The organism is Methylobacterium sp. Leaf93 (genome assembly GCF_001422345.1).
Lineage (GTDB): Bacteria > Pseudomonadota > Alphaproteobacteria > Rhizobiales > Beijerinckiaceae > Methylobacterium > Methylobacterium bullatum.
This window is the reverse complement of record NZ_LMMS01000001.1, coordinates 82,406-107,802: the sequence shown is the minus strand read 5'-3', so window position 1 is coordinate 107,802 and position 25,397 is coordinate 82,406. Positions and strand designations below refer to the sequence as shown.

The 25,397-nt window shown below is 67.2% G+C and carries 23 protein-coding genes and 1 pseudogene; 17 read left to right on the top strand and 7 right to left on the bottom strand.

The genetic code is table 11. From position 1 onward, the window contains the following. Positions 1–73: 73 nt before the first annotated feature. The 4 genes from ASF26_RS00520 (at position 74) to ruvC (ending at position 5,427) form a co-directional block, all read left to right on the top strand. Entirely contained in the window at positions 74–820 is a 747-nt protein-coding gene (locus ASF26_RS00520) for a YebC/PmpR family DNA-binding transcriptional regulator (protein WP_056247992.1), read from the top strand. 569 nt (positions 821–1,389) lie between these two features. Beyond that, the gene (locus ASF26_RS00515) at positions 1,390–4,269 is read left to right on the top strand and encodes a PAS domain-containing protein (protein WP_162240206.1); all 2,880 of its coding nucleotides are present in this window, start codon (positions 1,390–1,392) and stop codon (positions 4,267–4,269) included. After that, positions 4,262–4,633: a response regulator gene (locus tag ASF26_RS00510; protein WP_056247988.1), complete on the top strand. Its 372-nt coding sequence runs from the start codon at positions 4,262–4,264 to the stop codon at positions 4,631–4,633. Before ASF26_RS00515 ends, ASF26_RS00510 begins: the two co-directional genes overlap by 8 nt. Before the next feature lie 230 nt (positions 4,634–4,863). After that, positions 4,864–5,427 carry a crossover junction endodeoxyribonuclease RuvC gene (gene ruvC / locus ASF26_RS00505; RefSeq protein WP_056247985.1) on the top strand — a complete coding sequence of 188 codons (564 nt, stop codon included), beginning with the start codon at positions 4,864–4,866 and terminating at the stop codon, positions 5,425–5,427. Positions 5,428–5,507: 80 nt separating this feature from the next. On the opposite strand, the gene ASF26_RS00500 is transcribed toward ruvC, so the two are convergent. After that, the gene (locus ASF26_RS00500) at positions 5,508–6,125 is read right to left on the bottom strand and encodes a YceI family protein (RefSeq protein WP_056247983.1); all 618 of its coding nucleotides are present in this window, start codon (positions 6,123–6,125) and stop codon (positions 5,508–5,510) included. A gap of 83 nt (positions 6,126–6,208) precedes the next feature. On the opposite strand from ASF26_RS00500, the gene ruvA reads away from it, so the two are divergent. From ruvA to bfr, 4 genes are all read left to right on the top strand, one after another. Beyond that, positions 6,209–6,826 carry a Holliday junction branch migration protein RuvA gene (ruvA, locus tag ASF26_RS00495; protein ID WP_018041976.1) on the top strand — a complete coding sequence of 206 codons (618 nt, stop codon included), beginning with the start codon at positions 6,209–6,211 and terminating at the stop codon, positions 6,824–6,826. A gap of 115 nt (positions 6,827–6,941) precedes the next feature. Then, complete coding sequence (locus ASF26_RS00490; RefSeq protein ID WP_156462812.1) at positions 6,942–7,931, top strand: hypothetical protein; 990 nt, start codon at positions 6,942–6,944, stop codon at positions 7,929–7,931. A 321-nt stretch (positions 7,932–8,252) separates the two neighbouring features. Next, positions 8,253–8,534 (top strand): (2Fe-2S)-binding protein, encoded by a 282-nt coding sequence (locus ASF26_RS23280; protein WP_082477446.1) that lies wholly within the window; start codon positions 8,253–8,255, stop codon positions 8,532–8,534. A 62-nt stretch (positions 8,535–8,596) separates the two neighbouring features. Then, positions 8,597–9,094 (top strand): bacterioferritin, encoded by a 498-nt coding sequence (bfr, locus tag ASF26_RS00485; RefSeq protein WP_018041978.1) that lies wholly within the window; start codon positions 8,597–8,599, stop codon positions 9,092–9,094. A gap of 30 nt (positions 9,095–9,124) precedes the next feature. On the opposite strand, the gene ASF26_RS00480 is transcribed toward bfr, so the two are convergent. After that, positions 9,125–9,796, bottom strand: coding sequence for a Uma2 family endonuclease (locus ASF26_RS00480; RefSeq protein WP_348271064.1), 672 nt, complete (start codon positions 9,794–9,796; stop codon positions 9,125–9,127). 43 nt (positions 9,797–9,839) lie between these two features. On the opposite strand from ASF26_RS00480, the gene ruvB reads away from it, so the two are divergent. The 8 genes and pseudogenes from ruvB (at position 9,840) to tolB (ending at position 17,852) form a co-directional block, all read left to right on the top strand. After that, the gene (ruvB, locus tag ASF26_RS00475) at positions 9,840–10,928 is read left to right on the top strand and encodes a Holliday junction branch migration DNA helicase RuvB (RefSeq protein WP_187273365.1); all 1,089 of its coding nucleotides are present in this window, start codon (positions 9,840–9,842) and stop codon (positions 10,926–10,928) included. A 183-nt stretch (positions 10,929–11,111) separates the two neighbouring features. After that, entirely contained in the window at positions 11,112–12,056 is a 945-nt protein-coding gene (locus ASF26_RS00470) for a metallophosphoesterase (protein ID WP_056247973.1), read from the top strand. Between the two features lie 95 nt (positions 12,057–12,151). Continuing rightward, positions 12,152–13,026: pseudogene (locus tag ASF26_RS00465) on the top strand (metallophosphoesterase). Further along, a complete protein-coding gene (gene ybgC, locus ASF26_RS00460; RefSeq protein ID WP_018041983.1) occupies positions 13,023–13,436 on the top strand; it encodes a tol-pal system-associated acyl-CoA thioesterase in 414 nt (137 codons plus the stop codon). Before ASF26_RS00465 ends, ybgC begins: the two are co-directional and overlap by 4 nt. A 249-nt stretch (positions 13,437–13,685) precedes the next feature. Beyond that, positions 13,686–14,402 carry a protein TolQ gene (gene tolQ / locus ASF26_RS00455; protein WP_018041984.1) on the top strand — a complete coding sequence of 239 codons (717 nt, stop codon included), beginning with the start codon at positions 13,686–13,688 and terminating at the stop codon, positions 14,400–14,402. Positions 14,403–14,434: 32 nt separating this feature from the next. Continuing rightward, complete coding sequence (locus ASF26_RS00450; protein WP_026175616.1) at positions 14,435–14,878, top strand: biopolymer transporter ExbD; 444 nt, start codon at positions 14,435–14,437, stop codon at positions 14,876–14,878. 15 nt (positions 14,879–14,893) lie between these two features. Beyond that, complete coding sequence (tolA, locus tag ASF26_RS00445) at positions 14,894–16,303, top strand: cell envelope integrity protein TolA (RefSeq protein ID WP_056247970.1); 1,410 nt, start codon at positions 14,894–14,896, stop codon at positions 16,301–16,303. Positions 16,304–16,520: 217 nt separating this feature from the next. Next, the gene (gene tolB, locus ASF26_RS00440; protein WP_056247966.1) at positions 16,521–17,852 is read left to right on the top strand and encodes a Tol-Pal system beta propeller repeat protein TolB; all 1,332 of its coding nucleotides are present in this window, start codon (positions 16,521–16,523) and stop codon (positions 17,850–17,852) included. 158 nt (positions 17,853–18,010) lie between these two features. Here the strand turns inward: tolB and ASF26_RS00435 are convergent, their stop codons facing one another. Next, entirely contained in the window at positions 18,011–19,243 is a 1,233-nt protein-coding gene (locus tag ASF26_RS00435; protein WP_056247964.1) for an MFS transporter, read from the bottom strand. 309 nt (positions 19,244–19,552) lie between these two features. Here ASF26_RS00435 and ASF26_RS00430 point away from each other — a divergent pair, with 309 nt between their 5' ends. Beyond that, positions 19,553–20,587 carry a hypothetical protein gene (locus tag ASF26_RS00430; RefSeq protein WP_244475777.1) on the top strand — a complete coding sequence of 345 codons (1,035 nt, stop codon included), beginning with the start codon at positions 19,553–19,555 and terminating at the stop codon, positions 20,585–20,587. A gap of 13 nt (positions 20,588–20,600) precedes the next feature. Here ASF26_RS00430 and ASF26_RS00425 read toward each other — a convergent pair whose 3' ends face one another. The 4 genes from ASF26_RS00425 to ASF26_RS00410 form a co-directional block, all read right to left on the bottom strand. Further along, positions 20,601–21,233 (bottom strand): redoxin domain-containing protein, encoded by a 633-nt coding sequence (locus ASF26_RS00425; RefSeq protein ID WP_056247958.1) that lies wholly within the window; start codon positions 21,231–21,233, stop codon positions 20,601–20,603. 5 nt (positions 21,234–21,238) lie between these two features. Continuing rightward, on the bottom strand, positions 21,239–23,416 hold the full coding sequence (locus ASF26_RS00420) for a protein-disulfide reductase DsbD domain-containing protein (protein WP_056249662.1): 2,178 nt from the start codon (positions 23,414–23,416) through the stop codon (positions 21,239–21,241). Between the two features lie 146 nt (positions 23,417–23,562). Continuing rightward, positions 23,563–24,837 (bottom strand): FAD-dependent oxidoreductase, encoded by a 1,275-nt coding sequence (locus tag ASF26_RS00415; protein WP_056247955.1) that lies wholly within the window; start codon positions 24,835–24,837, stop codon positions 23,563–23,565. A 178-nt stretch (positions 24,838–25,015) separates the two neighbouring features. Further along, complete coding sequence (locus ASF26_RS00410; RefSeq protein WP_147830911.1) at positions 25,016–25,279, bottom strand: hypothetical protein; 264 nt, start codon at positions 25,277–25,279, stop codon at positions 25,016–25,018. Positions 25,280–25,397 lie beyond the last annotated feature (118 nt).

The window sequence follows — 25,397 nt, the reverse complement described above, 5'->3', positions numbered from 1 at the left end:
CCCGGCCAAATGCCGCTGCGGCGACGCATGCGTGCCCCTCCGTTCCACCTCCGTATCGATCCAAGGTCACGCCATGGCCGGCCATTCCCAGTTCAAGAACATCATGCACCGCAAGGGCCGCGTCGACGCGGTCCGCTCCAAGATCTTCGGCAAGCTCGCCCGAGAGATCACGGTGGCGGCCAAGCTCGGCATGCCCGACCCGGCGATGAACGCGCGCCTGCGCGCCGCCATCATCGCGGCCCGGGCCGAGAACGTGCCCAAGGACAATATCGAGCGCGCCATCAAGAAGGCCTCGGGCGCCGACGCGGAGAGCTACGACGAGATCCGCTACGAGGGCTACGGCCCGGGCGGCGCCGCCCTCATCGTCGAGGCGCAGACCGACAACCGCAACCGCACCGCCTCCGACGTACGCTCGGCCTTCACCAAGTCCGGCGGCAGCCTCGCCGAGACGGGGGCCGTCTCCTTCATGTTCGACCATGTCGGCGTGGTGGAGTTCGACGCCTCGGTGGCGGATGCCGACACCATGCTGGAAGCCGCCATTGAGGCCGGTGCCGACGACGTGCGCTCCTCCAAGGACGGCCACGAGATCACCTGCGCCCAGGATTCCTACGGCGAGGTCTCGAAGGCGCTGGAGGCCCGGTTCGGCGAACCGCGCCGCACGGCCTTGGTCTGGAGGGCGCAGAACACCATCGAGGTCGACGACGAGACCGGCGAGAAGCTGATCCGCCTCGTGGAGGTCATCGAGGACCAGGACGACGTCCAGAACGTCTACGTCAACTTCGCCCTCTCCGACGCGCTGGTGGCCAAGCTCGAAGGCTGAAGGGCCACCGTTACCCTTCCCCTCGATCTGAGGATTGCCCGAGACGGATCGATCCGAATTGGGTCGGGGAAGAGCGATCGTCCATGGCCTCGCCCTCGAACCGAGGAGGGAATTCAACCTCCCCGCGTGCGGGGCGAGGGGATGCACACGCCCTCGTCTCCGCGCGCGACGGCACCGACGTGAGGCATCGCCTCGCCGCCTCTCCTCGTCAGGCCGGCCCGACCGTGATCGTCGGACCGGGCAGAGGTCTGGGATCGGCCGGAAGGACTGTCATGGTGGCGTTTCGCCCGACCGCTACGGGAAATCGCGGACCAGAACGCGACAACCGGCGGTAGGCGGACGTGGTTTGGTTCGTCCTTGATCGGACAGGTATGGAACGACGATATCCGCATCCATCCCCCGATCCATGTAACGATACTGCGCTCGTGTCTCCGCCAAGGTCGTAAATGGAATCCGGTGATGCGGGCAGAGGTTGCATGCGTCGCGTCATCCCATAGCGTCAGGCGCGAATGACCGTCGAGCACCGTAAAGAGAAGACACCGGCGGTTTTGCCCGACGTTCTTCTGGACTTGAACGAGGTCCCGATCACCGAAGCGTTGGCAGGACGTCCCACCCGCCCTCCCGACTTCGAGGCGGAAGCCCATGTCCTCTCCGAACTGGCGCTGGAACTGACCGTCAGTCCCGGCAGCATCCTGCAGCGCCTCGTCGACCTGATCGTCGAGAGGGGGATCGCCGGATCGGCCGGCATCAGCATCCTGAGATCCCACAACGGAGTGAGCGCTTTCCGATGGGATGCTGTCGCCGGGCTATGGGCGGCGCGTCTCGGCGGCATCATGCCATACGAAGCGAATCCATGCGGCATCGTGGTGACCCGTAACACCCCCCTGCTGTTCTCGCGTCCGCACACCCACGTCCCCGCCGCCGCCGCCGAACCTTTCATCCACGAGGTTCTACTGATCCCTTTCCCTGCCCGCGACGAGCCTGTCGGTACCCTGTGGGTCAGTGCCCATGACGGGGAGCGTGCTTTCGATGGTGAGGATCTCAGGCTGCTCACGCGCCTGACGCGCTTTGCCTCCGCCGCCTACGTCATGACCGGGGCCCTCGATGAGGCGCAGGCTGCGAGGGAAGATCTGGAGCGGCGCGTCACCGACCGCACGAAGGCGTTGCGGGAAAGCGAGGAGCACCATGCGTTCCTGCTCCGCTTGAGCGACATTCTCCGACCGCTCAAGGCACCGGCCGAGATCGCGGAGGCTGCGGCCCGGCAACTCGGCGATCACCTCAATATCAGCCGCGCTTGCTACGGTGAGATCAGCGAGGGTCGCTTGACGATCCAGCGCGAGCATGGCCGCGGTGTCTCTTCCATCGTCGGCGAGTATTCCTTGGACGCTTTCGACCCGGAGTTTCTCGCGGCCTACCGTGTCGGCGAAGTCGTGGCGGTGTGTGACGTCGAGACGGACGCACGTCTCGGCGCTGCCGCGAAAGCCGAACTCCAGTCACGAGGCATCGCTTCCTTCGCCGATGTCGTTCTGCTCGGGGACGGTCAGCGGACGAGCATTCTCTGCGCCCAACACGCGACTCCTCGTTCATGGACCGAGGCCGAGCGGTTCCTCATCCGCAGCGTCGGCGAGCGGATGCGGTCGGCGATCGAGCGTGCCTGTGCCGAGGTGGCACTGCAGGAGAGCGAAGAGCGATTCCGTGCCTTCGTCACGGCGAGTTCGGACGTGATCTATAGAATGAGCCCGGACTGGTCGGAGATGCGTCGGCTCGACGGACCGGGGTTCCTCGCGGACGAGGGAAGCCTGGGCCAGGGCTGGGTGAACGGCACCATCCTGCCGGAGGATCGCCCCACCATCGACGCTGCCATCGACGGAGCGATCCGTGGCAAGCAGGTCTTCGAACTGGAGCATCGTGTTCGACGGACCGACGGCAGCGTCGGCTGGACGCACTCGCGCGCCGTTCCGATCCTGGCCGGCAACGGCGAGATCGTCGAGTGGTTCGGAGCCGCCAGCGACGTGACGGCACGGAAAACGGCGGAGGCGGCGTTACGCGAGAGCGAGGAGCGTTATCTCGGTCTCTATAATGCCCTCGACCAGGGTTTTTGCACCATCAGGGTGGCGTTCGACGGCGAGGGCAACCCGACCGACTATCGGTTCGAGGAAGTCAGCCCCGCCTTCGAGGCGCAGACCGGCATCAGGGATGCGGCTGGCCGGTGGATGCGTGACATCACGCCCGGCCTGGACCAGTTCTGGATCGACGCCTACGGTCGGGTCGCCCTAACGGGAGTACCCGCGCGGTTCGAGGCCGGGTCCGAGCAGCTCGACCGGTGGTGGTCGGTCTATGCCTATCGCATCGGCGATCCGAATGCGCGCACCGTGGCGCTTCTGTTCTCCGACATCACCGAACGCAAGCGTACCGAAGCGGCCCTGCGCGAGAGCGAGGCGCGCCTCAGCCAGTTCGGCGAGGCCTCTTCCGACGTGCTCTGGATGCGCGACGCCGCGACGTTCCAGTGGATGTATCTCACACCCGCCTTCGAGACGATCTACGGCCTGGACCGAACGGCGGCCCTCTTCGGCGACAACATGGTGGGATGGGCCGATCTCATCGTGCCGGAGGACCGCGAGCGTGCGGTCGCCAATCTTCAGCGTGTCACGATGGGAGAGCGGGTCAGCTTCGAGTACCGCATCCGGCGGCCGACCAACGATGAGATCCGCTGGCTGCGCGATACCGCCTTCCCGATGCGTGACGCGTCCGGAACGGTGCGTTGGATCGGCGGCGTCGGAAGGGACATCACCGAGGAGAAGGAGAGGGCCGAGCATATGAGCGTGCTCGTCGCCGAACTGCAGCATCGCACCCGCAACCTCATGAGTATCGTGCGCGCCACGGCTGAAAAGACCTTGCGGAACAGCGCGGATCTGGCGGACTTCAAGGCACGCTACATCGTTCGTCTGGCCGCCCTGTCCCGGGTACAGGGCCTTCTCTCCCGCCTCGCCGAGGGGGCGCGCATCACCTTCGACGAGTTGATCCGCAGCGAGGTCGCCGCCATCGACGGGGAGGGCGCGAGGATCGTCTTGCAGGGGCCATCCGGCGTGGCTCTGCGCTCGTCGACGTTGCAGACCTTCGCGCTGGCCGTGCACGAACTCGCGACCAACGCGGTCAAGTACGGCGCCCTCGCGCAACCGCAAGCCCGCCTCGAGATCAACTGGCACTTGGAGCATGCCGAACCGGAGCAGAGGCCCTGGCTGCACGTGGACTGGCGCGAGCGTGGCGTCGTCATGCCGTTGCAGACGGGCTCGCAACGGAATGGGGCGGGCCGCGAGCTGATCGAGCGGGCCTTGCCCTACCAGCTCGGTGCCAGGACAACCTACGTGATGGAATCCGATGGGGTTCACTGCACCATTGCGCTGCCCGTATCGGGACGCATGATGTCCGGGAAGATGGCCGATGCCTGAGGACACGCTCCAAGCACGACGCATCCTCGTCGCGGAGGATGAGTATTTTCTCGCGGACGAGCTGAGCAGCGCGCTGCAGGACGTAGGAGCCGAGATGCTCGGTCCGGTCGCCTCCGTGGAGGGCGGATTGCGCATGCTGGAACGAGGCGCCGCGCCGGACGGCGCATGCCTGGACGTGAATCTCGGCGGCGAGAACGTCTACCCGCTCGCGGACGCCTTGATCGCACGCGCCGTGCCGTTCGTGTTTACTACGGGATACGACCAGGCCGACGTCCCGGACGCCTACGCTCACATTCGCCGCCTGGAGAAGCCGGTCGAGGTCGCGACGGTGCTGAGAGCGCTGGAGGACCTTTTCAGATCCTGAGCAGGTTTCGCAGAAGCGGCCCCCGGTTCTGCGGCAAAAACCTCCTCAGTGGTCAGGGCCTGACGCTGGGTACCGCCGCGACATACGCCGAAGGTCGGGCTTGGAAGCCAGTGTTGCCGTGGAGCATGTCGGCGGCCGGAAGGCCTCGGTCGGCGAGGGAGGGGGCATCCGCGGCCGGCCGTCTGGCCTATGATGGCGCGCCATAGGCAGTCACCGCGATACAGGCCCCCATGACCCCCATCCGCATCCTCGGCATCGATCCCGGCCTGCGCCGTACCGGCTGGGGGCTGATCTCCGTCGTCGGGGCGAAGCTGACTTACGTCGATTGCGGCGTGGTGACCTCGGACGGGGATCTGCCGCTCGCCCTGCGCCTGCGGGAATTGCACGAGGGCATCACCCGCGTGGTGTCGGGGTTTTCGCCCGACGAGGTCGCCGTGGAGGAGACCTTCGTCAACAAGGATGCGCAGGCCACCCTGAAGCTCGGGCATGCCCGCGCCATCGCCCTGCTGGTGCCGGCCCTGGCCGGGTTGCCGGTTTCCGAATACGCCGCCAACCTGGTCAAGAAGACCGTCTGCGGCTCCGGGCACGCCGAGAAGGTGCAGATCCAGGCGATGGTGAAGTTCCTGATGCCCAAGGCCGACTTCAAGACTGCGGACGCGGCGGATGCCCTGGCCATTGCCGTCACCCATGCCAACCATCGCGGGGCGCATGCCCTGAAGAAGCTTCACGCCCCCGTCGCCGGGGTGAGCGGGCTTGCCGCCGCGCGGATCGCGGCGGCCCTGGCGAAGGGGTGAGCATTCTCCTCTCCCCCTTTGCGGGACGAGGCGGGGGGCGCACTGTCTGAAACGCCTCCCCGCGCGGGGGAGGCGGCCGCTCACGGCGCTTTGAATTCGCCCTCCAGCCGCAGGGACACGTCGTCGCCGATCGCGGGGAGGAAGGCGCTGACGCCGAAATCCGAGCGCTTGATCACGGCCCAGCCGTCGAAGCCCACGGTGTAGCGCTTGTCGATGGGGTTGAGGCCGGCCCGGTTGAAGGTCGCGTCGAAGGCCACGGGCTTCGTCACGCCCTTCAGGGTGAGGCTGCCGGCGACGCGGGCCGTGGTTGGGCTCGTGGGCTCCACCAAGGTGGCGGTGAAGGTGGCGGTGGGAAACTTCTGGGTGTCGAAGAAGTCCGGCCCCTGGAGATGGCGGTTGAGCGCTTCGTTCAGGGCGTTGATGCTCCCCATGCCGATGGTCACCGTGAGCCGGTTCTTGCCCGGATCCTTGGGGTCGAGGTCGGCCTGTCCCGACACGTCGGTGATCTGGCCGTAATAGGTGGAGTAGCCGAGGTGGCTGACCGACCAGGTGATCTTGCCGTGGGCCGCGTCGAGCACGTAGCTGCCGGCCCGGACCTGGGTCGGGTCGGTGGTGGGGCCGGCATCCTGGGCCGGGCTCTGGGCATTTGCGGCAGCGGCGGTCATCACGACGAGGAGGGCGGCGAGGGGTGTGCGCATCGGGCGGTCACTTTCTCTCGGTGGCGTGTCGGACAGGCGGGCCTGTCCCTGGTAAAGACCCGTCCGTGATGACGGGATGACGTATGATCGGCAAGTTGAAGGGCGTGGTGGATTCCTACGGCGAGGATTTCGTGATCCTCGACGTACAGGGCGTCGGCTACGTGGTGCATTGCTCCGCCCGCACCCTGCAGCGGATGCCGGAAGCGGGCGAGGCGGCCTCGCTGGCCATCGAGACCCATGTCCGCGAGGACATGATCCGGCTCTACGGCTTCCGGTCGGATGCGGAGCGCGAGTGGTTCCGCCTGCTCCAGACCGTACAGGGGGTGGGCTCGAAGGTGGCCCTCGGCCTGCTCTCGGTGCTGGAGCCGGAGGCCCTCGCCACCGCCATCGCCATGGGGGACAAGACCTCCATCGCCCGTGCGCCGGGGGTCGGTCCGCGTCTGGCCGCTCGCCTCACCGCCGAGCTGAAGGACAAGGCGCCGGCCTTCGCACCCATCGACCCCGCCGTGCTCGCCTTGTCCGGCGCCGTGGAGGATCGCACCGCGCCGCAACCCGCCGCCGATGCGATCTCCGCCCTGGTCAATCTCGGCTATGCCCCGGTCCAGGCCTCCGCCGCCATCGCCGCGGCGATGAAAGGGGCCGGGGAGGGGGCGGAGGCCAAGACCCTGATCCGCCTCGGGCTCCGCGAACTCGCTCGCTGAGCGCGGCGAGCCCGCATCCTTCGCCGGGCGGATCGGCTTTCGTGCTTCCGACGATCCGTGAAACCGGCTACTGATCCGAGCCCCGACTGGGCGGAACCGCTCTGCCGGGGTGAACATGACGGGCTTCTGGACATCGCTGGCGGCCGCGCTGGTCTCATGCGCGGCGCTGGCACCGGCCCTGGCGGCCGATCCGGCCGGCGCGCCGCCGCCCGTTCCGGATACGCCCTCGCCGTTCTTCCTCTTCGCCGACACCCAGGTGAGCTACCACTACCAGTTCCCCGCCGCCGAGCCGGGCGTGCGGGTGCGGAACGCGGACGGGTCGTTCCGCTCACGCGGCATCCCCAAGCAGATCTTCACCCTCTCGCATGCCAATGCCTGGGCCTACGGCACCAATCTCCTCTCCCTCGACATCCTGAAATCCGGCTCGCAGGAACGCGCCGGCACCACCAACGCGCCGGGCGGGTTCCTCCTGCGCGATGACGGCGCGACGGAGGTCTACGGCCTCTATCGCGGCACCCTCAGCCTCAACGCCCTCACCGGGACCAAAGCGTTCATAGTGCCGGGCCTCGTCAAGGACGTCTCCCTCTCCTACGGGTTCGACGCCAACACGAAGGACACCGCCTTCGGTCCGCGCAAGCGCAACGTCGTCGGTGGCCTGAACCTCGCATTCGACGTGCCGGCCGGTTTCCTCAGCGCCTCGGTCCACGCCTACAAGGAGTGGAACCGAAACGGCTTCAATCCCTATCCGAACCGGGACATCAGCTACGACACCGTTCCCGAGATCGAGATCGCCTACAGCTTTCCCCTGGCCTTCACCGGCCTGCCGCTCAGCGTCACGGGCATCAACAACATCGTCCTGCCCAAGGGGCGCGGTGTCCGCAATCCGGCAATCTTCGCCTTCAACCGGGAGACGGGGCTCGAATTCGTCTCCCGCACCAACCTCGTGCTCGACCTCGGCAAGCTCGTCTACGACCGGCCCGACCGCGTCGATGTGTTCATCGGCTTCCAGTACTGGCTGAACAAGTTCGGCAATCTCGAAACGGCGACCCTGAAGGGTACGGAAGAGAAGAGCTTTCTCGCCGGTGTCGCGTTCCACGTCTTCTGAGCGGGTTCGTCCCCGCCAGGATATTCGCTGCCGTGAGGACGGTCGCTGTACCGATGGCCACGGCTGTGTGACCTGCCCGACTTCGACCCGAGAGACCGCGCCCCAGAGACGGCGTTGCACGCCCACGGGACTGGCCCCCGTCGTCGCAGGCTGGTCCGCGCGCCTTGCGCAAAAATCCCATGCCAGTTAAGTTATTGAGAATGCAGTAGATTTTAAGAGTTCTAAAAAGGCGCTCAAGTCGATGCACGAAACGAGGAATCTGCCTCGCGCACGATTCTCTCGTGCTCGATCGAAGCCTCTCATCCCGTCCAGCGAGCTGTCATGATCGTCTGTTCCTGTAACGTGTTGTCCGACGGCGCCGTCCGCGCCTGCCTCAAGGATGGGCCTGATTGTCCGCGCACGCCGGCACAGGTCCAGGCCTGTCTCGGTTGCAGCCCGAAATGCGGTCGCTGCGCCCGGACGATCCGCTCGATCATGCAGGCGGCTCTGCAGGGTGCTCTGCAAGACGCAGTGGCGGAGGCCGGCCATGCGTGCGGAAAGGGTTGCGCAAGCAGCTGTAGTTTGGTTCAATTCCAAACTGCGGGGGAGGGGATCGCCGCCTGAGGGCCTGTGCGAGGCCCCACGCTCCCCTTCGAGCTTGAAATAGCCGGACGGGAGTGAGTTTTATGAAGGGTGATGCGAAGGTCGTCGAGTACCTCAACAGAGGTCTGCGCAGCGAACTGACGGCCGTGAGCCAGTACTGGCTCCACTTCCGCATGCTGAACGACTGGGGCTACATCGACCTCGCCAAGTTCTGGCGTAAGGAATCCATCGAAGAGATGAACCATGCCGACCGGTTCATCGACCGGATCCTGTTCCTCGACGGGTTTCCGAACCTGCAGGAGCTCGATCCGCTGCGGATCGGTCAGAATATCGAAGAGATCATTGCCTCCGATCTCGCGGCCGAGACCGAGGCCCGCGCGCTCTATCTCGAAGCCGCGCAGTACTGCGATTCGATCAACGACCGCGTGTCGAAGATCCTGTTCGAGGAGCTGGCCGCCGACGAGGAGGGCCATATCGATTTCCTCGAGACCCAGCAGACCCTGATCGCTCAGATCGGCCTGGCGCTCTACGCCCAGAAGCATATCGGCGGCCTGGAAGCGATCGCTCCCGAAAAGGATTGATCCCAAGCTGAGCGCCGGCCCGGCCGGCGCTCAGCGCGCGATCACCCGATAGTAGATGTCGCCCAGGGGCAACACAGCCTGGATTGCCGCGAGATCGAGATTTGCATCGAGTCCCTCGATGACACGGAGTCCGCTCCAAACGCCGTCGACCCGGTCGAAGACTTCGATATGCGGTCTGTCGCGCGCCACCAGCACGTAGTGCTGAAGGGATCCGAGCTGCTGATAGACGTGCCACTTCTCGAAGCGGTCTCGGGCTTCCGTCCCCGGAGACAGTACTTCGAACAGGATGGTTGGGTTGTCCACCGAGGTCGTTCCCGGTTCGAGGTCGCCGCAGACGACGAGGACATCCGGCAACATCGCCGCATCGAGCGGTTTGCTCTTCATGTAGAACGTCTCGGTGAACGTCTGACAGGAAGATCCTCGGGCGCGAAATCCATTCTCAAGTCCGGTCGCGATGTTTTGGACGATGCGCCCATGCTCCCAGCGGGCTCCGACCATCATCCGCACGACGCGGCCGCCGATCAGCTCCCAGCGCTCGTTACGCGGCTTGTCGGCCAGCAGCTCCTCGAAATCGTCGAGGGCCATCATCTCGAATTGCTGTGAGGTGTCACTCATCGCGAACCCCCTGCGGCGGTCGCGTGCCGCCGATGGCGCAGTGTAGCGCGCCGGGCGGCGTTGTGCGACATCGGGCGAAACGCCCATCCACCGGAGCAGGCCCTGTGCCGGGCCCCGACCGAGAGCCCGTGTGAGCAAGCTCCCCAGATCGCCGAAATCGCCCACCCTTCATCCGCTGCCGGAATCGCTCCTGACGCCGGAGCGGCGGCCGGACGACGTGGAGCAGTCGATCCGTCCGCTCAGCCTTCCCGAATTCATCGGGCAGCGCGCGGCGCGCGCGAACATGCAGATCTTCATCGAGTCCGCGAAGAAGACCGGCTCGGCCCTCGACCACGTCCTGTTCGTGGGGCCTCCCGGCCTCGGCAAGACCACCCTGGCGCAGATCGTGGCCCGCGAACTCGGGGTGAACTTCCGCTCCACCTCCGGCCCGGTCATCGCCAAGGCCGGCGACCTCGCGGCGCAGCTCACCAACTTGGAAGAGCGCGACGTGCTCTTCATCGACGAGATCCACCGCCTCAACCCGGCGGTGGAGGAAATCCTTTATCCGGCCATGGAGGATTACCAACTCGACCTCATCATCGGCGAGGGGCCGGCGGCGCGCTCGGTGAAGATCGAGCTGCCGAAATTCACGCTGGTGGGCGCTACCACCCGCGCCGGCCTGCTCACCACGCCGCTTCGCGACCGGTTCGGCATCCCGATCCGCCTCGAATTCTACGATGTCGACGAGCTCGAGCTCATCGTCTCCCGCGGCGCGCGGGTGCTCGGCATCGGCATGTCGGCGGAGGGCGCGAACGAGATCGCCAAACGGGCGCGGGGCACGCCCCGCATCGCCGGGCGCCTCCTGCGCCGGGTGCGCGACTTCGCCATCGTGGCCGATGCTCCCACCGTCACGCGCGCTATCGCCGACCGCGCGCTCCAGCTCCTCGACGTGGACCCGGCCGGCCTCGACGTGATGGACCGGAAATACCTGACGATGATCGCCACCTCCTTCGGCGGCGGCCCGGTGGGGATCGAGACCATCGCGGCGGCGCTCTCCGAGCCGCGCGACGCCATCGAGGACATCATCGAGCCGTTCCTGATCCAGAAGGGCTTCGTCCAGCGCACCCCGCGTGGGCGCATGCTGACCCCGCACGCCTACAAGCATATGGGTTTTGCCGTGCCCCGGCGCGATCCGGCCTCGCAGTTCGGGCTGTTCGGGTCGGCGGATCCCGATGGCTGAGGCAACCTGTGGCGTCTGCGTTCTGCTCCCTGCAAAGACAGTGCGATGACGGACGGGCAGCGTGTTTGAAGTGAGACGATGTGTGCACATCTCCTCTCCCCGCTCGCGGGGAGAGGAGGGCTAACGTCGCTCCGAACAGCAAGTCCTCTGCGATAGACCCGGCCGAAAGGCGACCTCCACCCCATGAGCTCCGACCCCGCATCCTCCCCGGTCCGGATCACCCGCCGCACCGTCGTGCTCGGCCTCGGCGCCGTGGCGCTCGCGGGCAGCGGTACGGCCGCCTACGGAATCGGTATCGAGCCGATGCGTCTCGCCATCACGCGCTACCGGATCACCCCGATGGCGCCGTGGCCGGCCGGCCTGACCCTGCGGATCGTTGCCGTCTCCGACGTCCATGCCTGCGATCCCTTCATGACGCCTCAGCACATCCGGCGGATCGTCGAGGCGGCCAACGGCCTCGGCGGCGACGTGATCGTGCTGCTCGGCGACTACGTGAATGGCATGGACCGGCTCGCCGGCATCGCGGACTCCGCCGATTGGGCACCCGTCCTCGGGGCGTTGAAGGCGCCGCTGGGCACCTACGCCATCCTCGGCAATCACGATTGGTGGGCCGATCGCGCCGCCTGCGAGCGCGGGCACGGCCCGACCTTCGCCGGGGAGGCCCTGACCCGCGCCGGCATCCGCGTGCTCGAGAACGAGGCCCTGCCTCTGCGGGTGAGGGGACACGAGGTCTGGCTCGCCGGGCTCGGAGATCAACTGAGCTTCGAGCGCACATGGTGGCGCTTCGGTCTCCCCCGGAAGGGCAGCGACGACCTGCCGGCCACCCTCGCGGCGATCCCCGACGGCGCGCCCTCCATCCTTCTCGCCCATGAGCCGGACATCTTCCCGCAGGTGCCCGCCCATGTGGCGCTGACCCTTTCGGGCCATACCCATGGCGGACAGGTCCGGCTCCTTGGCTACGCCCCCGTCGTCCCCTCCCGGTATGGGCGGCGCTACGCCTATGGCGATGTGCGCGAGCAGACCGACCTCGTGGTTTCCGGTGGCATAGGCATGAGCGGCCTGCCGGTGCGCTTCGGGGTTCCGCCAGAGATCGTGGTGGTCGACCTATCCTCGGAGCCCATGGCATGAACCCGGTTGACGATCGGATCGGCGAGGAGGCTCTGCCCTCCAAGACACAAGCAGTGAGGATCACGCGCCGGACGGTTCTCGCCGGCCTCGGCGGCATGGCACTGGCAGGAGGTGCGACGGCCGCCTACGGCGTCGGCATCGAGCCCATGCGCCTGTCGGTGACGCGCTACGCCATCACGCCGAAGGGCCACTGGCCCGCCGGGCTGAAGCTCCGCATCGTGGCGCTGGCCGACATCCATGCGTGCGAGCCGTGGATGAGTGCCGCCCGCATCGCCGGCATCGTCGAGACCGCCATGCGCTCGGCGGCGACCTGACGGTGCTCCTCGGCGACTACGTCACCGGGCAGAACTTCGTCACACGCTATGTCGAGGCCGCCGAATGGGCACCCGAACTCGGCCGCCTCAGGGCGCCGCTGGGCACCTGTGCCATTCTCGGCAATCACGATTGGTGGGAGGACCGTTCAGCGCAGGCGCGCGGGGCGGGGCCGACCATCGCCGGGGAGGCCCTGACGCGGGTCGGCATCCGCGTCCTCGAGAACGAGGCCATCCGGTTGGAAAAGGACGGGCGCGGGTTCTGGCTCGCGGGACTCGGCGACCAACTCGCCCTGCTGCCGGGCGCCAAGCGTCACGGCCATGCCCGCATCGGGGTCGACGATCTCGACAAGACGCTCGCCGCCGTGCCGCAGGGCGCGCCGACGGTCCTGCTGGCGCACGAGCCGGACATCTTTCTGCAGGTTCCGGCCCATGTGGCGCTGACCCTGTCCGGCCATACCCATGGCGGCCAGGTGCGGCTGTTCGGTTACTCTCCCGTGGTTCCGTCGCGTTACGCCAACCGTTACGCCTACGGCCATGTCCGCGAGCAGGCGGATCTCGTCGTCTCCGGCGGCCTCGGCAACAGCATCGCGCCGGTTCGCTTCGGCGTTCCCCCCGAGATCGTCGTGGTCGACCTATCCTCGGAAGCCATCGCATGACCTCTCATCGCATCGATATCCGCGTCTATTACGAAGACACCGATTTCTCAGGTTTCGTCTATCACGCCAATTATTTGCGCTACATGGAGCGCGGCCGCACCGAGCTGCTTCGCGCCCTCGCCATGGAGCAGGTCGACCTCGCGCGCGATGCCGGGTTGATCTTCGTGGTGCGGCGCATGGTGCTGGACTTCCTGAAGCCGGCGCGGATGGACGACATGCTCGCCATCATGACCACCGTCGTCGAACTGCGCGGCGCTTCGATGCCGATGATCCAAGAAGTGCGGCGCGGCGACGAGGTCCTGCTCAAGGCCGAGGTCACCGTGGCGGCGGTGCGCGATGGCCGCGCGGTTCGTCTTCCGGACAGCCTCCGCCGGGCCATGGCGCAGCGTTTCGCGACTCCGTCGCTTTAGGCCCCGGCGGGGCCGGCCCGGCTTTCGGTCGGCAAAGCGATGCGTCGAGGACAGTGAGACGTCCGGCAGGAGAGAATCCGACACTTCCTCATGGTTCATTAACCTTGACGGCCGAGGAAGGTGCGGCGTGCATTTTGCGATGCACCCCATACTTTCGACAGATTCACCAGCGATCTGGGGAACATACCGCCCGGGTCAGGTGGAGCGCGGGAGTCGACCTCCCGGTCGACCCGGGACGAGGACGAACGCATGAATCCCGCCGATGCCATGCAGGCGCTGCCGCCGCCGGACATGAGCTTGTTCAACCTGTTCTGGCACGCTCATTTCGTGGTGAAGCTGGTGATGGTGGGCCTGCTCGGCTGCTCCGTCTGGTGCTGGGCCATCATCGTCGACAAGACCCTGCTGTTCCGCCGCACCAAGACCGAGATGGATGCGTTCGAGGAGGCGTTCTGGTCCGGCCGCTCCCTGGAGGAGCTCTACCGCTCGTTCAACGACCGGCCCGCCACCAATCTCGGCGCCCTGTTCGTGGCCGCCATGCGCGAATGGAAGCGATCGTTCGAGGGCTCCGGCCGGCAGATCCAGAGCCTGTCCCAGCGCATCGACAAAGTGCTCGACGTGACGATCCAGCGCGAGGTCGAGCGCCTCGAGTCGCGCCTGCTGTTCCTCGCCTCCATCGGTTCGGCCGGCCCCTATGTCGGCCTGTTCGGCACGGTCTGGGGCATCATGACATCCTTCACCGCCATCGCGGCGTCGAAGAACACCTCCCTGGCCGTGGTCGCACCCGGCATCGCCGAGGCCCTGTTCGCCACCGCCATCGGTCTGTTCGCGGCCATCCCCGCGGTGCTCGCCTACAACAAGCTGCAGTCGAACGTGTCGAAGGCCCAGTCGCGGCTCGAGGGCTTCGCCGACGAGTTCTCCGCCATCCTCTCGCGTCAGATCGACGAGCGCCTGTCGCTCGCCGCCTGATCCCGCATTCTTAGAAGCATCGAGGCACGATCATGGGCATGGCCCACGGAGCGGCGCAGGGTGGCAGCAGGCGGCGTCGCGCGCGGCGCGGCGGTGCCATCAACGAGATCAACATGACGCCGTTCATCGACGTCGTGCTCGTGCTGCTGATCGTGTTCATGGTGGCCGCGCCGATGATGACGGTGGGCGTGCCCCTCGACCTGCCGCAATCCAAGGCGAGCCCCCTCAATTCGGACAGCACGCCCGTGACCCTGTCGATCCGCCAGACCGGACAGGTCTTCCTCGGCGAGGCCGAGCTCACCGATGACACCATCGTGCCGAAGCTGGTGGAGACCTCCAAGTCCGGCTTCGAGGAGCGCGTCTTCGTGCGCGGCGACAAGCGGGTGGATTACGGCCGCGTGGCCCAGGTGATGGCGATCGTGACCGGAGGCGGCTTCAAGAAGGTCGCCCTCGTCACCGAGCCGGACCAGAAGTAACGGGCGCGGCGGATCGTGAAGCTTTCCTCCAAACTGCGCGAACCGGGCGTCTGGATCTCCAGCGGCGTCCATGTCGCCGTGCTCACCGTGGCGCTGATGTCTGTCGCCGCCCCGGCCCTGCCCGACGCGCAGGAAGGCGTGCCGGTGGAGGTGATGACCGAGCAGCAATTCTCGGAACTGACCAAGGGCGAGAAGAACGCCGACAAGCCGATGCCCGACGCCAAGCCCCGCGCCGACAAGGTCGCGGAGAAGGTCGAGGAGCGCGAGCCAGAGAATGCCAAGGTCGATGCGCCCGCGCCGCCGAAACGCCCGGCCGACATGAAGGTCGCCAGCGCCGAGGAGATGCCCCTGCGCATGCCAGACCACGAATCCGAGAAGGAAGCGGCGGAGGCCGCCGCCAAGGCCGAAGCGGCGAAGCTCGCCAAGGAGGCCGCCAAGGCCGAAGCCGCCAAAGCGGCGGAAGCCAAGGCCGCTGCCGAAGCCAAAGCTGAAGCGAAAGCCGCCGCCAAGGCGGAGGCTGCCAAGGCTGAAGCCAAGGCCGAAGCGGTGAAGGCCGCCAAGGTCGAGGCCGAGAAGCGCGAGAAGCTGGCCGAACTCATCGAGCGCCAGGAGGCCGAGGCCATCGCCAAGGCGGAGGCCGCCAAGGCGGAGAAGGCCAAGGCCCTGGCGGAAGCCAAGGCCCAGGCGGAAGCTAAAGCTCTGGCCGAGGCGAAGGCGCGGGCCGATGCGAAGACCAAGGCCGAAGCGCTCGCCAAGGCGGAGAAGGCCGAGGCGGAGGCGGAAGCCAAGGCCGAAGCGAAGGCGAAGGCCGAGGCCGACCGCCAGCAGGCCGTTGCTGAAGCCAAAGCCGCTGCGGATGCCAAGGCCCAGGCCGAGGCGAAGGCCAGGGCGGATGCAGCAGCCAAGGCCAAGGCGAAAGCCGTGGCGGATGCGCGCGCCAAGGCCGATGCGGAGGCCAAGGCGAAGAAGCAGGCCGAGCTCGCCGACAAGTTCAATTCCGGCGACATCAAGCAGCTGCTCGCCTCGCGGGCGCCTTCGCAATCCACCGGAGCTACCGGCCACGAGGTCCAGCGCACGGCCTCGCTGGGAGCCGCCAGCGGCACCTCACAGCGCCTCTCGCCCTCCATGCGCGATTCGCTGATCGGGATGCTGACCCAGCAGATCGAGCGCTGCTACTCGGCGCCCCCCGGTGCCTCGCAGGGCGTGGTGCTGCCGATGCTCGATATCCGCCTCTCGGCCAACGGTTCGCTGAGCACCGAGCCGCGGATCATGCGCGGCGGCGCCAATGCCGTAGACCGCTCCCTCGCCGAGGCTGCGCTTCGTGCCGTGAAGCGCTGCGCGCCCTACAAGATCCCGCCCCAGTTCGCGCCGTACTATGACGACTGGAAGGCGATCAACGCGGAATTCGAGTTCTCGCGGGTGTGATACAGGTCGGTGATCCTTCCTTCGGATTCGTCCAATCCCTCTCCCTCATCCTGAGGTGCCGAAGCGTGAGCGAAGGCCTCGAAGGAGGCTTCCAGGGCCCTCGTGCTGTCTGGAAGTCTCCTTCGAGGCCCGCTGACGCGGACACCTCAGGATGAGGTCGAGGATAGGAAGAACCGACGCTCCCAGAATCCCTGTTCAAGGTTTTCGGAATCTCCTCATGACCGACATTCTCCACCGGCGGCTCGCCTCGCCCCTGGCGTCGCTCCTCGCGGTGCTGGCCCTCGTGCTCGCCTTCGCCATGCCCGCACAGGCGCAGCTGAACCTGCGGATCGGCGGCGGTTCGTTCCAGCCGATGCCCATCGCGGTGGCCGATTTCTCCGGCGATCCGAGTCTCGGCCTGCTGGTGTCGAGCGTGGTCACGAACAACCTGAGGCGGTCCGGCTATTTCGTGCCCCTGGAGAAAGGGAAGTTCCCTGAGAATCCCGGCTTCGATGCGGTGCCGGGCTTCGACAAGTGGCGTGCCGCCGGCGCTCAGGCCCTCATCACCGGCCGGGTCGGGCGTGATCCTTCGGGCAAGCTCAAGGTCGAGTTCCGGCTCTGGGACGTCACCTCCGGCCAGCAACTCACCGGTCAGCAGTATGGCGCGGACGTCGCCAATGCACGCCGCACCGGGCACCTCATCTCGGACGTGGTCTACACCAAGATCACTGGTCTCGGCGGCTGGTTCGACAGCCGCATCGCCTTCGTCGACGAATCGGGATCGAAGGAGAACCGCCGCAAGCGCTTGATGGTGATGGACCAGGACGGCGCCAATGTCCGTGCGCTGACCAACGGCGAATCCGCCGTGGTGGCCCCGCGCTACTCACCCTCGACGCAGGACATCGCATTCATGACCCAGGCCACCGGCCAGCAGCCGCGCGTCCAGGTGATCAACCTGGAGACCGGTGCCCGGCAGGCCATCGGCCGGATGGATTCCATGAGCACCAGCCCGCGCTTCGCGCCGGACGGTCACCACCTCGTCATGAGCGTGCAGCAGGGGGGCAACGCCGACATCGTCAAGATGGATCTCGGCTCGAAGGCGCAGACGCCGATCACCAACGGCAACGCCATCGACACCTCGCCGACCTATTCTCCCGACGGCAGCAAGATCGTGTTCGAATCCGATCGCGGCGGCTCGCAGCAGGTCTACGTGATGGGGGCCGACGGCTCGAACCCGACCCGCATCTCCTTCGGCGAAGGATCGGCCTCGCAGCCGGCCTGGTCGCCCAAGGGTGATCTCATCGCCTTCACGCGCCAGCGCAAGGGCGGTTTCGCCATCTGCGTGATGAAGCCGGATGGTTCGGGCGAGCGCGTGCTCACGGAAGGCTTCCACAACGAAGGGCCGACCTTCGCGCCGAACGGCCAGTACGTGTTGTTCTTTCGCGATCCCGGCGGCCAGGGCGGCGGCAAGCTCTACATGGTCGATATCACCGGCAAGGTGGAGCAGCCCGTCCCGACGCCGTCCTACGCCTCCGACCCAACCTGGTCGCCGCTGCTGGCGGGGAAGTAGGGGAAAGGCTGGTGACGATGTCGACCGGCATTCCCACCAAGACCAAGTGCTTCCGTCGAAAGGCTTTATCCCTCACCGAGCGTTTGCATGACGGGAAAGGGATAACTCCATCGTAGGATGTGGCGGGGATACGAGCCGCGGGGCTGCGGCGCTCTCGATCACTCCCCCGCCAGCAGCCTGTCCCGCGCCTTAAGCGCCGGGAACAGGCGGCCCCACAGCACCGCCACGAGGATCGTCGCGAGCCCGCCCGCCACCACGGCGGGCACCGCACCGACGAGGGCGGCGAGTGTACCGGATTCGAACTCGCCGAGTTCGTTGGAGGCGCCGATGAACACCGTGTTCACCGCCGAGACCCGTCCGCGCATGGCATCGGGCGTCTCGCCCTGGACGAAGGTCTGGCGCACGTAGACGCTGATCATGTCGGCCGCCCCCGTGACGAACAGGCAGGCCATGGAGAGCGGCAGCGAGGTGGACAGGCCGAACGCCGTGATGGCGAGGCCGAACACTGCCACCGCCTGGAGCATCCTCTTGCCGGCATGGCGTTCGAGGGGGCGATAGGCGAGGAGGATGGCGGTGACCACGGCTCCCGCCGCGGGCATGCTTCGCAGGGCGCCGAGCCCGAGGGGGCCGACATGGAGGATCTCGGCGGCGAAGATCGGCAGCAGGGCGGTGGCGCCTCCCAACAGCACGGCCACGAGATCGAGGCTGATCGCGCCGAGCACTACCGGCTGCGACCGGATGTAGGACAGGCCGGCCGAGAGGGTGGCCCAGGTGACGGGCGGGCGCTCCGTCACGGCAGCGGGGCGGAAGCGGATCGCGACCACGAGGGCGCTCGCCAGGGCGAAGCTCGCCGCCGCTGCCCCGAACACGGCGGCGGGCCCCAGCATATAGAGAAATCCGCCGGCGGCCGGGCCGAGAATCGATGCGCTCTGCCAGAGCGAGGCGTTCCACGCGATGGCCGATCCGAACAGGGGGCGCGGCACCAGGGTCGGAAGAAGCGCCTGGAGCGCTGGGTTGGCGAAGGCGCGCGACGTGCCGATGACGACGACGAGGGCATAGATGGGCCAGATCGAACCGGTGCCGGACAAGGCGAGGCCGACGAGCCCGAGATCGGCCGCGGCCAGGGTCGCATAGGCGACCGCCGTCACCAGACGCCGGTCGTAGGTATCGGCCACGTGCCCGGTGATCAGGGCCGAGAGCATCGCCGGGAGGAAGCTCGCGAGCCCCACGAGGCCGAGGGCGAGGGCCGAGCGGGTCAGGTCGTAGACGAACCATCCCACCGCCACGGCCTGCATCTGGTAGGCGAGGCCGGTGAGGAACCGCGCGACGCCGTACAGCCGGAAATCGCCGTTGCGGAAGACGGACCAGCGCGGGGCGGCAGATTCTGTCATGAGGGTTCGGCCATAGGCTTGGAAGAAGGCGTCCTTCGCATCGTCTGTAGACGGCCGAAGGGGGTGATAGCGATGCCCCAGATATGCCGCATGCGAAGTGCTGCCTTGTCGAATTACTAATATCTGGGCCGAATAATTACGGTCGGGGATCGAGCGTCATCGGGTTGTGTCAGCATGAACCAAATTAGCCTTGAACAGGACCCGGCAGGCCAAGCTCAATACCAGGCTGACGTTCAAAACATCGTGTCTTCGTCTTCGCGCGGATCGATCAGGGCGTTCCAGAGGAGCGATATTCCGCAGGTCTGCCACTTGTTTTCGCAGACCTTCCGCCTGGGCAGGAGCTATCGGGCAACCAAGCTCGCCGCCTGCCTGGAGGCGACCTATTTCCATTCGCCGGGCTATACCGAAGGCACCGGATCCATCGTCCACCTGGACCGGAACGGGGTATTGGACGGCTTCATGGGCGTCATTGCCATGACCATGGTCGTCGGGGAGCGGACCCTGCGTGCCGGCATCCTCAGCGCCTACATGGCCGCCGATCCCGACAACAACCCAGGCATCGGCGTCAGCCTCATCCGGGGCATCACCGCCCGCGATTTCGACCTCCTTTTCACCGACACCGCCAACCGCACGTCCCTCGATATCGCCCGTGCCACCCGCTTCGTGATCCTGCCGGCGCAGAGCCTCGAATGGGTCAAGATCCACCGGCCCACGGGGACGGCGGCGTATTTCCTCGGCAAGCGCCTGCCCCGGCTCGCACGTTGGATCGGCCCGCTCTCGCGCGCGGTGGATAGCGTGCTCCAGCGATTCCTGCCCTCCGGCTTCCCACGCCTCGACGGTATCGTCTCGCGCGCCATCGCCGCCGCCGATTTCGCGGAGGCTGCCCGTCCCTTCCTCGCTCACTACGATCTAAAGCCAGACCCGGCCGAACTCGGCTGGTTCGTCGAACAGGCCGGTCTCCAGACCAAGTATGGCCCCCTCCAGATCCGCGAGGTGGTGGACCGGACCGGCCGCCGGATCGGGTTGTATCTCCTCTACGCCCGCTGGGACGGCGTTGCCTACGCGCTTCAGATATTGGCCCTTCCCAACCGCGAGGAACTCGTCGTCGGCCAGATGTTCGTCGATGCGGCTGAATTCGGGGCCGTGGCCGTACGCGGGGCGACTTCACCCGCCCTGATGAAAGGGCTCTTCCGCCAGAAGGGGCTCTTCTATCACCACGTCATGGGAACCATCGCCTGGACGCGAGATCCGGAGGTGGCGGCGACGCTTCGCGGCGGCAACGTGTTTCTCGGCGGTATCGCCGGCGAGACCTGGGCTCGGATCGTCACCGAAGATTTCTCTTGACGGGGCGGCGTCCCTACGAGGCGTATTTCACCGTGCAGCCATAGGGCTTCGCGGTTCTCACGCTCACCGCTTTGCCGGCGGCGATCTCGGTGAGGGCGAGGTCCACGTAATTCTTCGCGGTCTTGAGGTCGTCGAGATTGGCGGAAGGCTTGTCGTCGATGCCGCCCTGATAAAGCAGGGTGCCGTCACCCGAGACGATAAACATGTGAGGCGTCGTTTTGGCGTCGTAGGCGCGGCCGATCGTGCCGGCGGGATCGAGGATCACGGCGGTGGGGGCGGCCCCCCGGGTCTGGGTCAGGCGGTTGGCGGCCTGTCCGTCCACCGCGCCCTGCTCGCCGGGAGCGGAGGAGATGACCGACAGCCAGACGATGCCGGCCTCGGTCCACTTCCTCTGCAAAGCCTGCATCGCCTGTCCGCCGTAATGCTTCATCACGAAGGGGCAATCGTGGTTGGTCCATTCGAGGACAACCGTCTTGCCCCTGTAATCCTCCAGCCGGACGGTGCGGCCATCGGCATCCGTACCGGTGAAGAGCGGAGCGGGTTTGCCCACCTGCGGCCCCGCCGCTACCGCCTCGCCGATGGGCAAGAGTCCGACGAGCCCGGCGGCGAACGCGGTTGCGAGAATCGTCCGGCGGGGCAGGGCCATGGCTCTCACCTTTTCGTAGTCTCGAGGGTGGCGCGCCGGTCGGCGGCATTCGCCGGGATCTTGGAAAGCTCGTCGAGGACGATACCCGACGTGAGGATCTGCGGCAGCACGATGGGCTCGCCCGTGCCGGTATAGAGCAGGTAGAGCGGCACGCCGCTGCGGCCATGCTTCTCCAGCAGGGCGGTGATCTCGGGGTTCTGGTTGGTCCAGTCACCCTTGAGATAGGTCACGTCCCGCGCCTTGAACGCGGCCTCCACACTCTGCGTGCGGAGCGCCGTGCGTTCGTTGACCTGACAGGTGATGCACCACGCCGCCGTCATGTTGACGAAGACCGGCTTGCCTTCCGCCACCAGGGAATCGAGGCGGGCCTGGGTGAAGGGGGTGATGCCCTCGGCCGTCGTATTCCTCATATCCGCCGAGGCCCGATCCTGGTCGAGGCCGAAGGTCAGCGCGAGGGTCGCCGCCAGGGCCGCGACGGAGGTCAGGCGGGCGAGCCCGGCGCCGATGCCGCCCGCGTGGCGGGCCCGCTCCCAGGCCCAGGCAGCGAGGCCTACGAGAACGAGGCCGATGAGCGCGGCCAGAAGGCCGGCCGAGCCGACTTGCTGAGACAGCACCCAGACGAGCCAGGCCACGGTGGCGTAGATCGGGAAGGCGAGCGCCCCCTTCAGCGTCTCCATCCAGGCGCCCGGACGTGGCAGGCGCCGTACAGCCGCCGGCCATGTAGTGAGGACGAGGAAGGGCAAAGCGAGGCCGAGGCCGAGGCTCGCGAACACCGTGAGGCTCACCAGCGGTGCCTGCGTCAAGGCGAACCCCACCGCAGAGCCCATGAAGGGGGCGGTGCAGGGGGTGGCCACCACCGTCGCCAGGATGCCGGTGAAGAACGAGCCTTCGAGCCCCGCCCGCCGGGTCAGCCCATCGCCGAGTCCGGTTATTCCCCCGCCCAGATGGACCACGCCGGAGAGGCTGAGGCCCATGGCAAAGAGCAGGTAGGCGAGGCCCGCCACCACGAGGGGCGATTGGAGCTGGAAGCCCCAGCCGATCCCGGCGCCCGCGCCCTTGAGGGCGATGAGCAGCCCCGCCAGGGAGAGGAAGGCGGCGAGGACGCCGCCGGTGTAGGCGAGGCCGTGAAGGCGCACGCGGGCGGCCGGCTCGCCCGAATGCTTGACGAGGCTCAGCACCTTGATCGACAGCACGGGGAAGACGCAGGGCATCAGATTGAGGACGAGCCCGCCGAGGAAGGCGAGGCCGGCCGCGCTCCACAGGGTCAGGCTCTCCTCCGGCGAAGTGTATCGCGACGGGGAGTCCGATGCCGTGGGGATCACCCCGGCGGGATCGGCAGCTGGCGCGTCGCCGATGGCATAGGAGCGCTGGACCGTGCCATCGGCGGTCTGCTCGTCGAAGGTGAGGACGCCGGGAAGCGCGGTGGGGGCGGGCTCGCCCGGTGTCGCCCGCGCGAGGCTCAAACTGAAGCCCTTGTCGTCGATGGTCAGGGTCTGTGGAGCGGCGTTCTCGATCGCCGTCTCGGAATAGGGGAAGAAGGCCGGTTGGCGGATCGCGTCGGGTTTCAGGCCGGGCGCGTCGGCGGTGAGGACCAGCCTGTCGCCCTCGCTCGTGAGTCTCACCGGCCAGGGCGAGGGAACGGGGAGGGCCGCGCGGGCATCCTCGAACAGCTGGATGTTGGCGGCCGAGCTCCCGGTGCTGGTGCCCGGAGCGGCCACCGGCACGCTCAGCTTCAGATCGGTGGAACCCGGAATGCATTCGCGCTCGCAGACGAGGTAGGTGAGCTTGGCCGTCAGTGTCACGGGCTTGCCGGGTGGCAGCACCGCCGGCGGGGTGACCTCGGCCAGCAGCACCGTCTCGCCCTCGAAACCGAAATTCACCAGATGCGCCACCGGGATCCGGCTCGGCGTCGGCCACTGGATCGCGCCCGCCGTGAAGCCCTGTGGTAGCGACCACGCCACCTCCGGCGACAGGCCGGAATCGCCCGGATTGCGCCAGTACACGTGCCAAAGCGGGCGCATCACCATGCGGATGCCGATGGTGAAGGGTTCCCCGGCCCGGATCGCCCCCGGCTCGGCAACGAGGTTCGCCTTGACGAGATCGGCCGGCGGCTTGAGCCCCTGCGCCGAGGCACCCGAGGCACCGATCAGCGCGAGGAGCAGGAGGGCGAGGGGCCGGATCATCGAAACCTTGAGGCGGAGGAGTGGGGCACCGGACATGACACCCTGACGCCTAGATATGGCCGTTTGGTGCCGGGGTAAAACCGGCGGCACGCAATTGCCCGCGACGGAATCGTCGAGATGGGGTGCCCCACGCGAGCCGGCGAGGTTCACAGGAAGCGTCGGGGGTCGAAGGGCGCGAGGGGTATTTCCGGTGTCTCGCCGCCGACGAGCTGGGCTACGAGTCGCCCGGTCCGCGCCGAACCGACGAGGCCCACATGGCCATGGCCGAAGGCGTAGACGACATCCGCGGTCTTGCGCGCCGGACCGATGCAGGGCCGTCCATCCGGCATGCTCGGGCGATGGCCGAGCCAGACCTTCAGGCGGTCGGCCGGTATCGGGTTCGGCAATCCGGGAAACATCGAGATCAGGTGATCGTGCAGGATCTCGGCGCGCTTCCAGTTCGGAGCCGCCGCCAGCCCCGCGAACTCCACCTGACCGGCCGCACGCAGGCCGCCATTCATGAAGTTCACGATCATCTTGGCGTCCGAGGCCATGACCGGGGTGCGCGGCCCCGCCTCTGCGCCCTCCACCATGACGTGGTAGCCGCGCTCGCTCTCCAGAGGCAGCGGATCGCCGAGGGACGCGGCGAGGGGCTTCGATCGGGCGCCGGCCGCGACGACGGCGCGGTCGCAGGGGATTTCGCCCTGTTCCGTCGTCACGGCGGCGAGGCGCCCGCCTTCCAGTCGGAATCCCGTCACGCGGGTGACGACCAGGGTGGCGCCGCGCGCCTGTGCCAGTTCGGACAGGGCGGCAACGTAGCCGCCGGGATCGCGGCAATGGCCGGCCTCCTCGACCACGAGGCCGAATGTGTAGCGCCGATGCAAGCTCGGCTCCCGCTGCCGCAACTCATCGGCCGAGAGTTCGAGCCAGGTGACGCCGACCCTGCGCCTGATGGCCCAGGACCGGGCCTCGCGCTCGAACGCCGCCCGGTCGGGATAGACGTGCAGCACGCCGCGCCGCTCGACGAGTTGCGGGACGCCCGCCTCCTCGGCGAGCGTCGCGTGGAGCTTCGGTGCATCGAGGAGGAGTGTCCGCATGGCGCGGGCGGTGCGCTCGATCCGGGCCGTGGTGGCGGCGGCGAGCAGAAACCGCGTGAGCCAGGGCAGGACCTTCGGCAGGTAGGCCCAGCGGATCGAGAGCGGACCGAGCGGATCGAGGAGGAAGGAGGGCACCCGCTTCCACATGCCGGGCTCCGCCGGCGGGATGACCGAATGCGACGAGAGCCAGCCGGCATTGCCATAGCTCGACGCCTGCTCGCCACCGGGAGAGCCGGGATCGACCACGGTGACCCGGTGGCCCGCCCGCAGGCATTCGATGGCGCTCACCGTCCCGACCGCGCCGGACCCGATGACGACCACGTGGAGGTCCGTCTGGGCGGTCATGTCGTGTGTTCCTGTGTGGGCATCCTCTCCACCTTCGGCATGACACGGCCGCTGCGGCACCCATCTCGGATCGATCCGCAGTCGATCGTAAGGCCTTGCCAACCATCCCCATCATGCTCTCGATGTGGACGGGGACCGCGAGGTCGCAATGGAGAAACCAAAACTGCCAGTTTCTGACTTACCCGCGACTTTTCACGAATGCGAACATCGCGATGATGAGGGGCCAAAGGCTAAAGCCGAAGGCGGCGAGGACGCCGAATCGGACAGGCGCGGAAGATGGCGGAGCGAGGCGGAAGCTGATCGCCCGCGTCGCCAGACCCGTATAGAGGCCGATGACTCCGACCATCAGGATCGCGAAACCCAACGGCCCACCTGCGCCATTGCTGCTGTGGAGGCTGTTCACCGCAAACGACGTGACGAGCTGGCCCGCGAATGCCGCCAACCCGAGGTGCCTCCATCGGCGCAGCAAGAGAGCGAGGACGAAGGGGCCTCCGTAAAGTGCGACAAGAGGGCCATAAAAGGCCTTCATCCCAAGGGGCCTTTGGCTTGGCTCTCCTGAA

Bases quoted from the DNA above. Each gene is read 5' to 3' on its own strand.
- ASF26_RS00520 (WP_056247992.1), top strand. From the start codon at position 74: ATGGCCGGCCATTCCCAGTTCAAGAACATCATGCACCGCAAGGGCCGC.
- ASF26_RS00510 (WP_056247988.1), top strand. From the start codon at position 4,262: ATGCCTGAGGACACGCTCCAAGCACGACGCATCCTCGTCGCGGAGGAT.
- ruvC (WP_056247985.1), top strand. From the start codon at position 4,864: ATGACCCCCATCCGCATCCTCGGCATCGATCCCGGCCTGCGCCGTACC.
- ASF26_RS00500 (WP_056247983.1), bottom strand. From the start codon at position 6,125: ATGCGCACACCCCTCGCCGCCCTCCTCGTCGTGATGACCGCCGCTGCC.
- ruvA (WP_018041976.1), top strand. From the start codon at position 6,209: ATGATCGGCAAGTTGAAGGGCGTGGTGGATTCCTACGGCGAGGATTTC.
- ASF26_RS00490 (WP_156462812.1), top strand. From the start codon at position 6,942: ATGACGGGCTTCTGGACATCGCTGGCGGCCGCGCTGGTCTCATGCGCG.
- ASF26_RS23280 (WP_082477446.1), top strand. From the start codon at position 8,253: ATGATCGTCTGTTCCTGTAACGTGTTGTCCGACGGCGCCGTCCGCGCC.
- bfr (WP_018041978.1), top strand. From the start codon at position 8,597: ATGAAGGGTGATGCGAAGGTCGTCGAGTACCTCAACAGAGGTCTGCGC.
- ASF26_RS00480 (WP_348271064.1), bottom strand. From the start codon at position 9,796: ATGGGCGTTTCGCCCGATGTCGCACAACGCCGCCCGGCGCGCTACACT.
- ASF26_RS00470 (WP_056247973.1), top strand. From the start codon at position 11,112: ATGAGCTCCGACCCCGCATCCTCCCCGGTCCGGATCACCCGCCGCACC.
- ybgC (WP_018041983.1), top strand. From the start codon at position 13,023: ATGACCTCTCATCGCATCGATATCCGCGTCTATTACGAAGACACCGAT.
- tolQ (WP_018041984.1), top strand. From the start codon at position 13,686: ATGAATCCCGCCGATGCCATGCAGGCGCTGCCGCCGCCGGACATGAGC.
- ASF26_RS00450 (WP_026175616.1), top strand. From the start codon at position 14,435: ATGGGCATGGCCCACGGAGCGGCGCAGGGTGGCAGCAGGCGGCGTCGC.
- tolB (WP_056247966.1), top strand. From the start codon at position 16,521: ATGACCGACATTCTCCACCGGCGGCTCGCCTCGCCCCTGGCGTCGCTC.
- ASF26_RS00435 (WP_056247964.1), bottom strand. From the start codon at position 19,243: ATGACAGAATCTGCCGCCCCGCGCTGGTCCGTCTTCCGCAACGGCGAT.
- ASF26_RS00425 (WP_056247958.1), bottom strand. From the start codon at position 21,233: ATGGCCCTGCCCCGCCGGACGATTCTCGCAACCGCGTTCGCCGCCGGG.
- ASF26_RS00420 (WP_056249662.1), bottom strand. From the start codon at position 23,416: ATGATCCGGCCCCTCGCCCTCCTGCTCCTCGCGCTGATCGGTGCCTCG.
- ASF26_RS00415 (WP_056247955.1), bottom strand. From the start codon at position 24,837: ATGACCGCCCAGACGGACCTCCACGTGGTCGTCATCGGGTCCGGCGCG.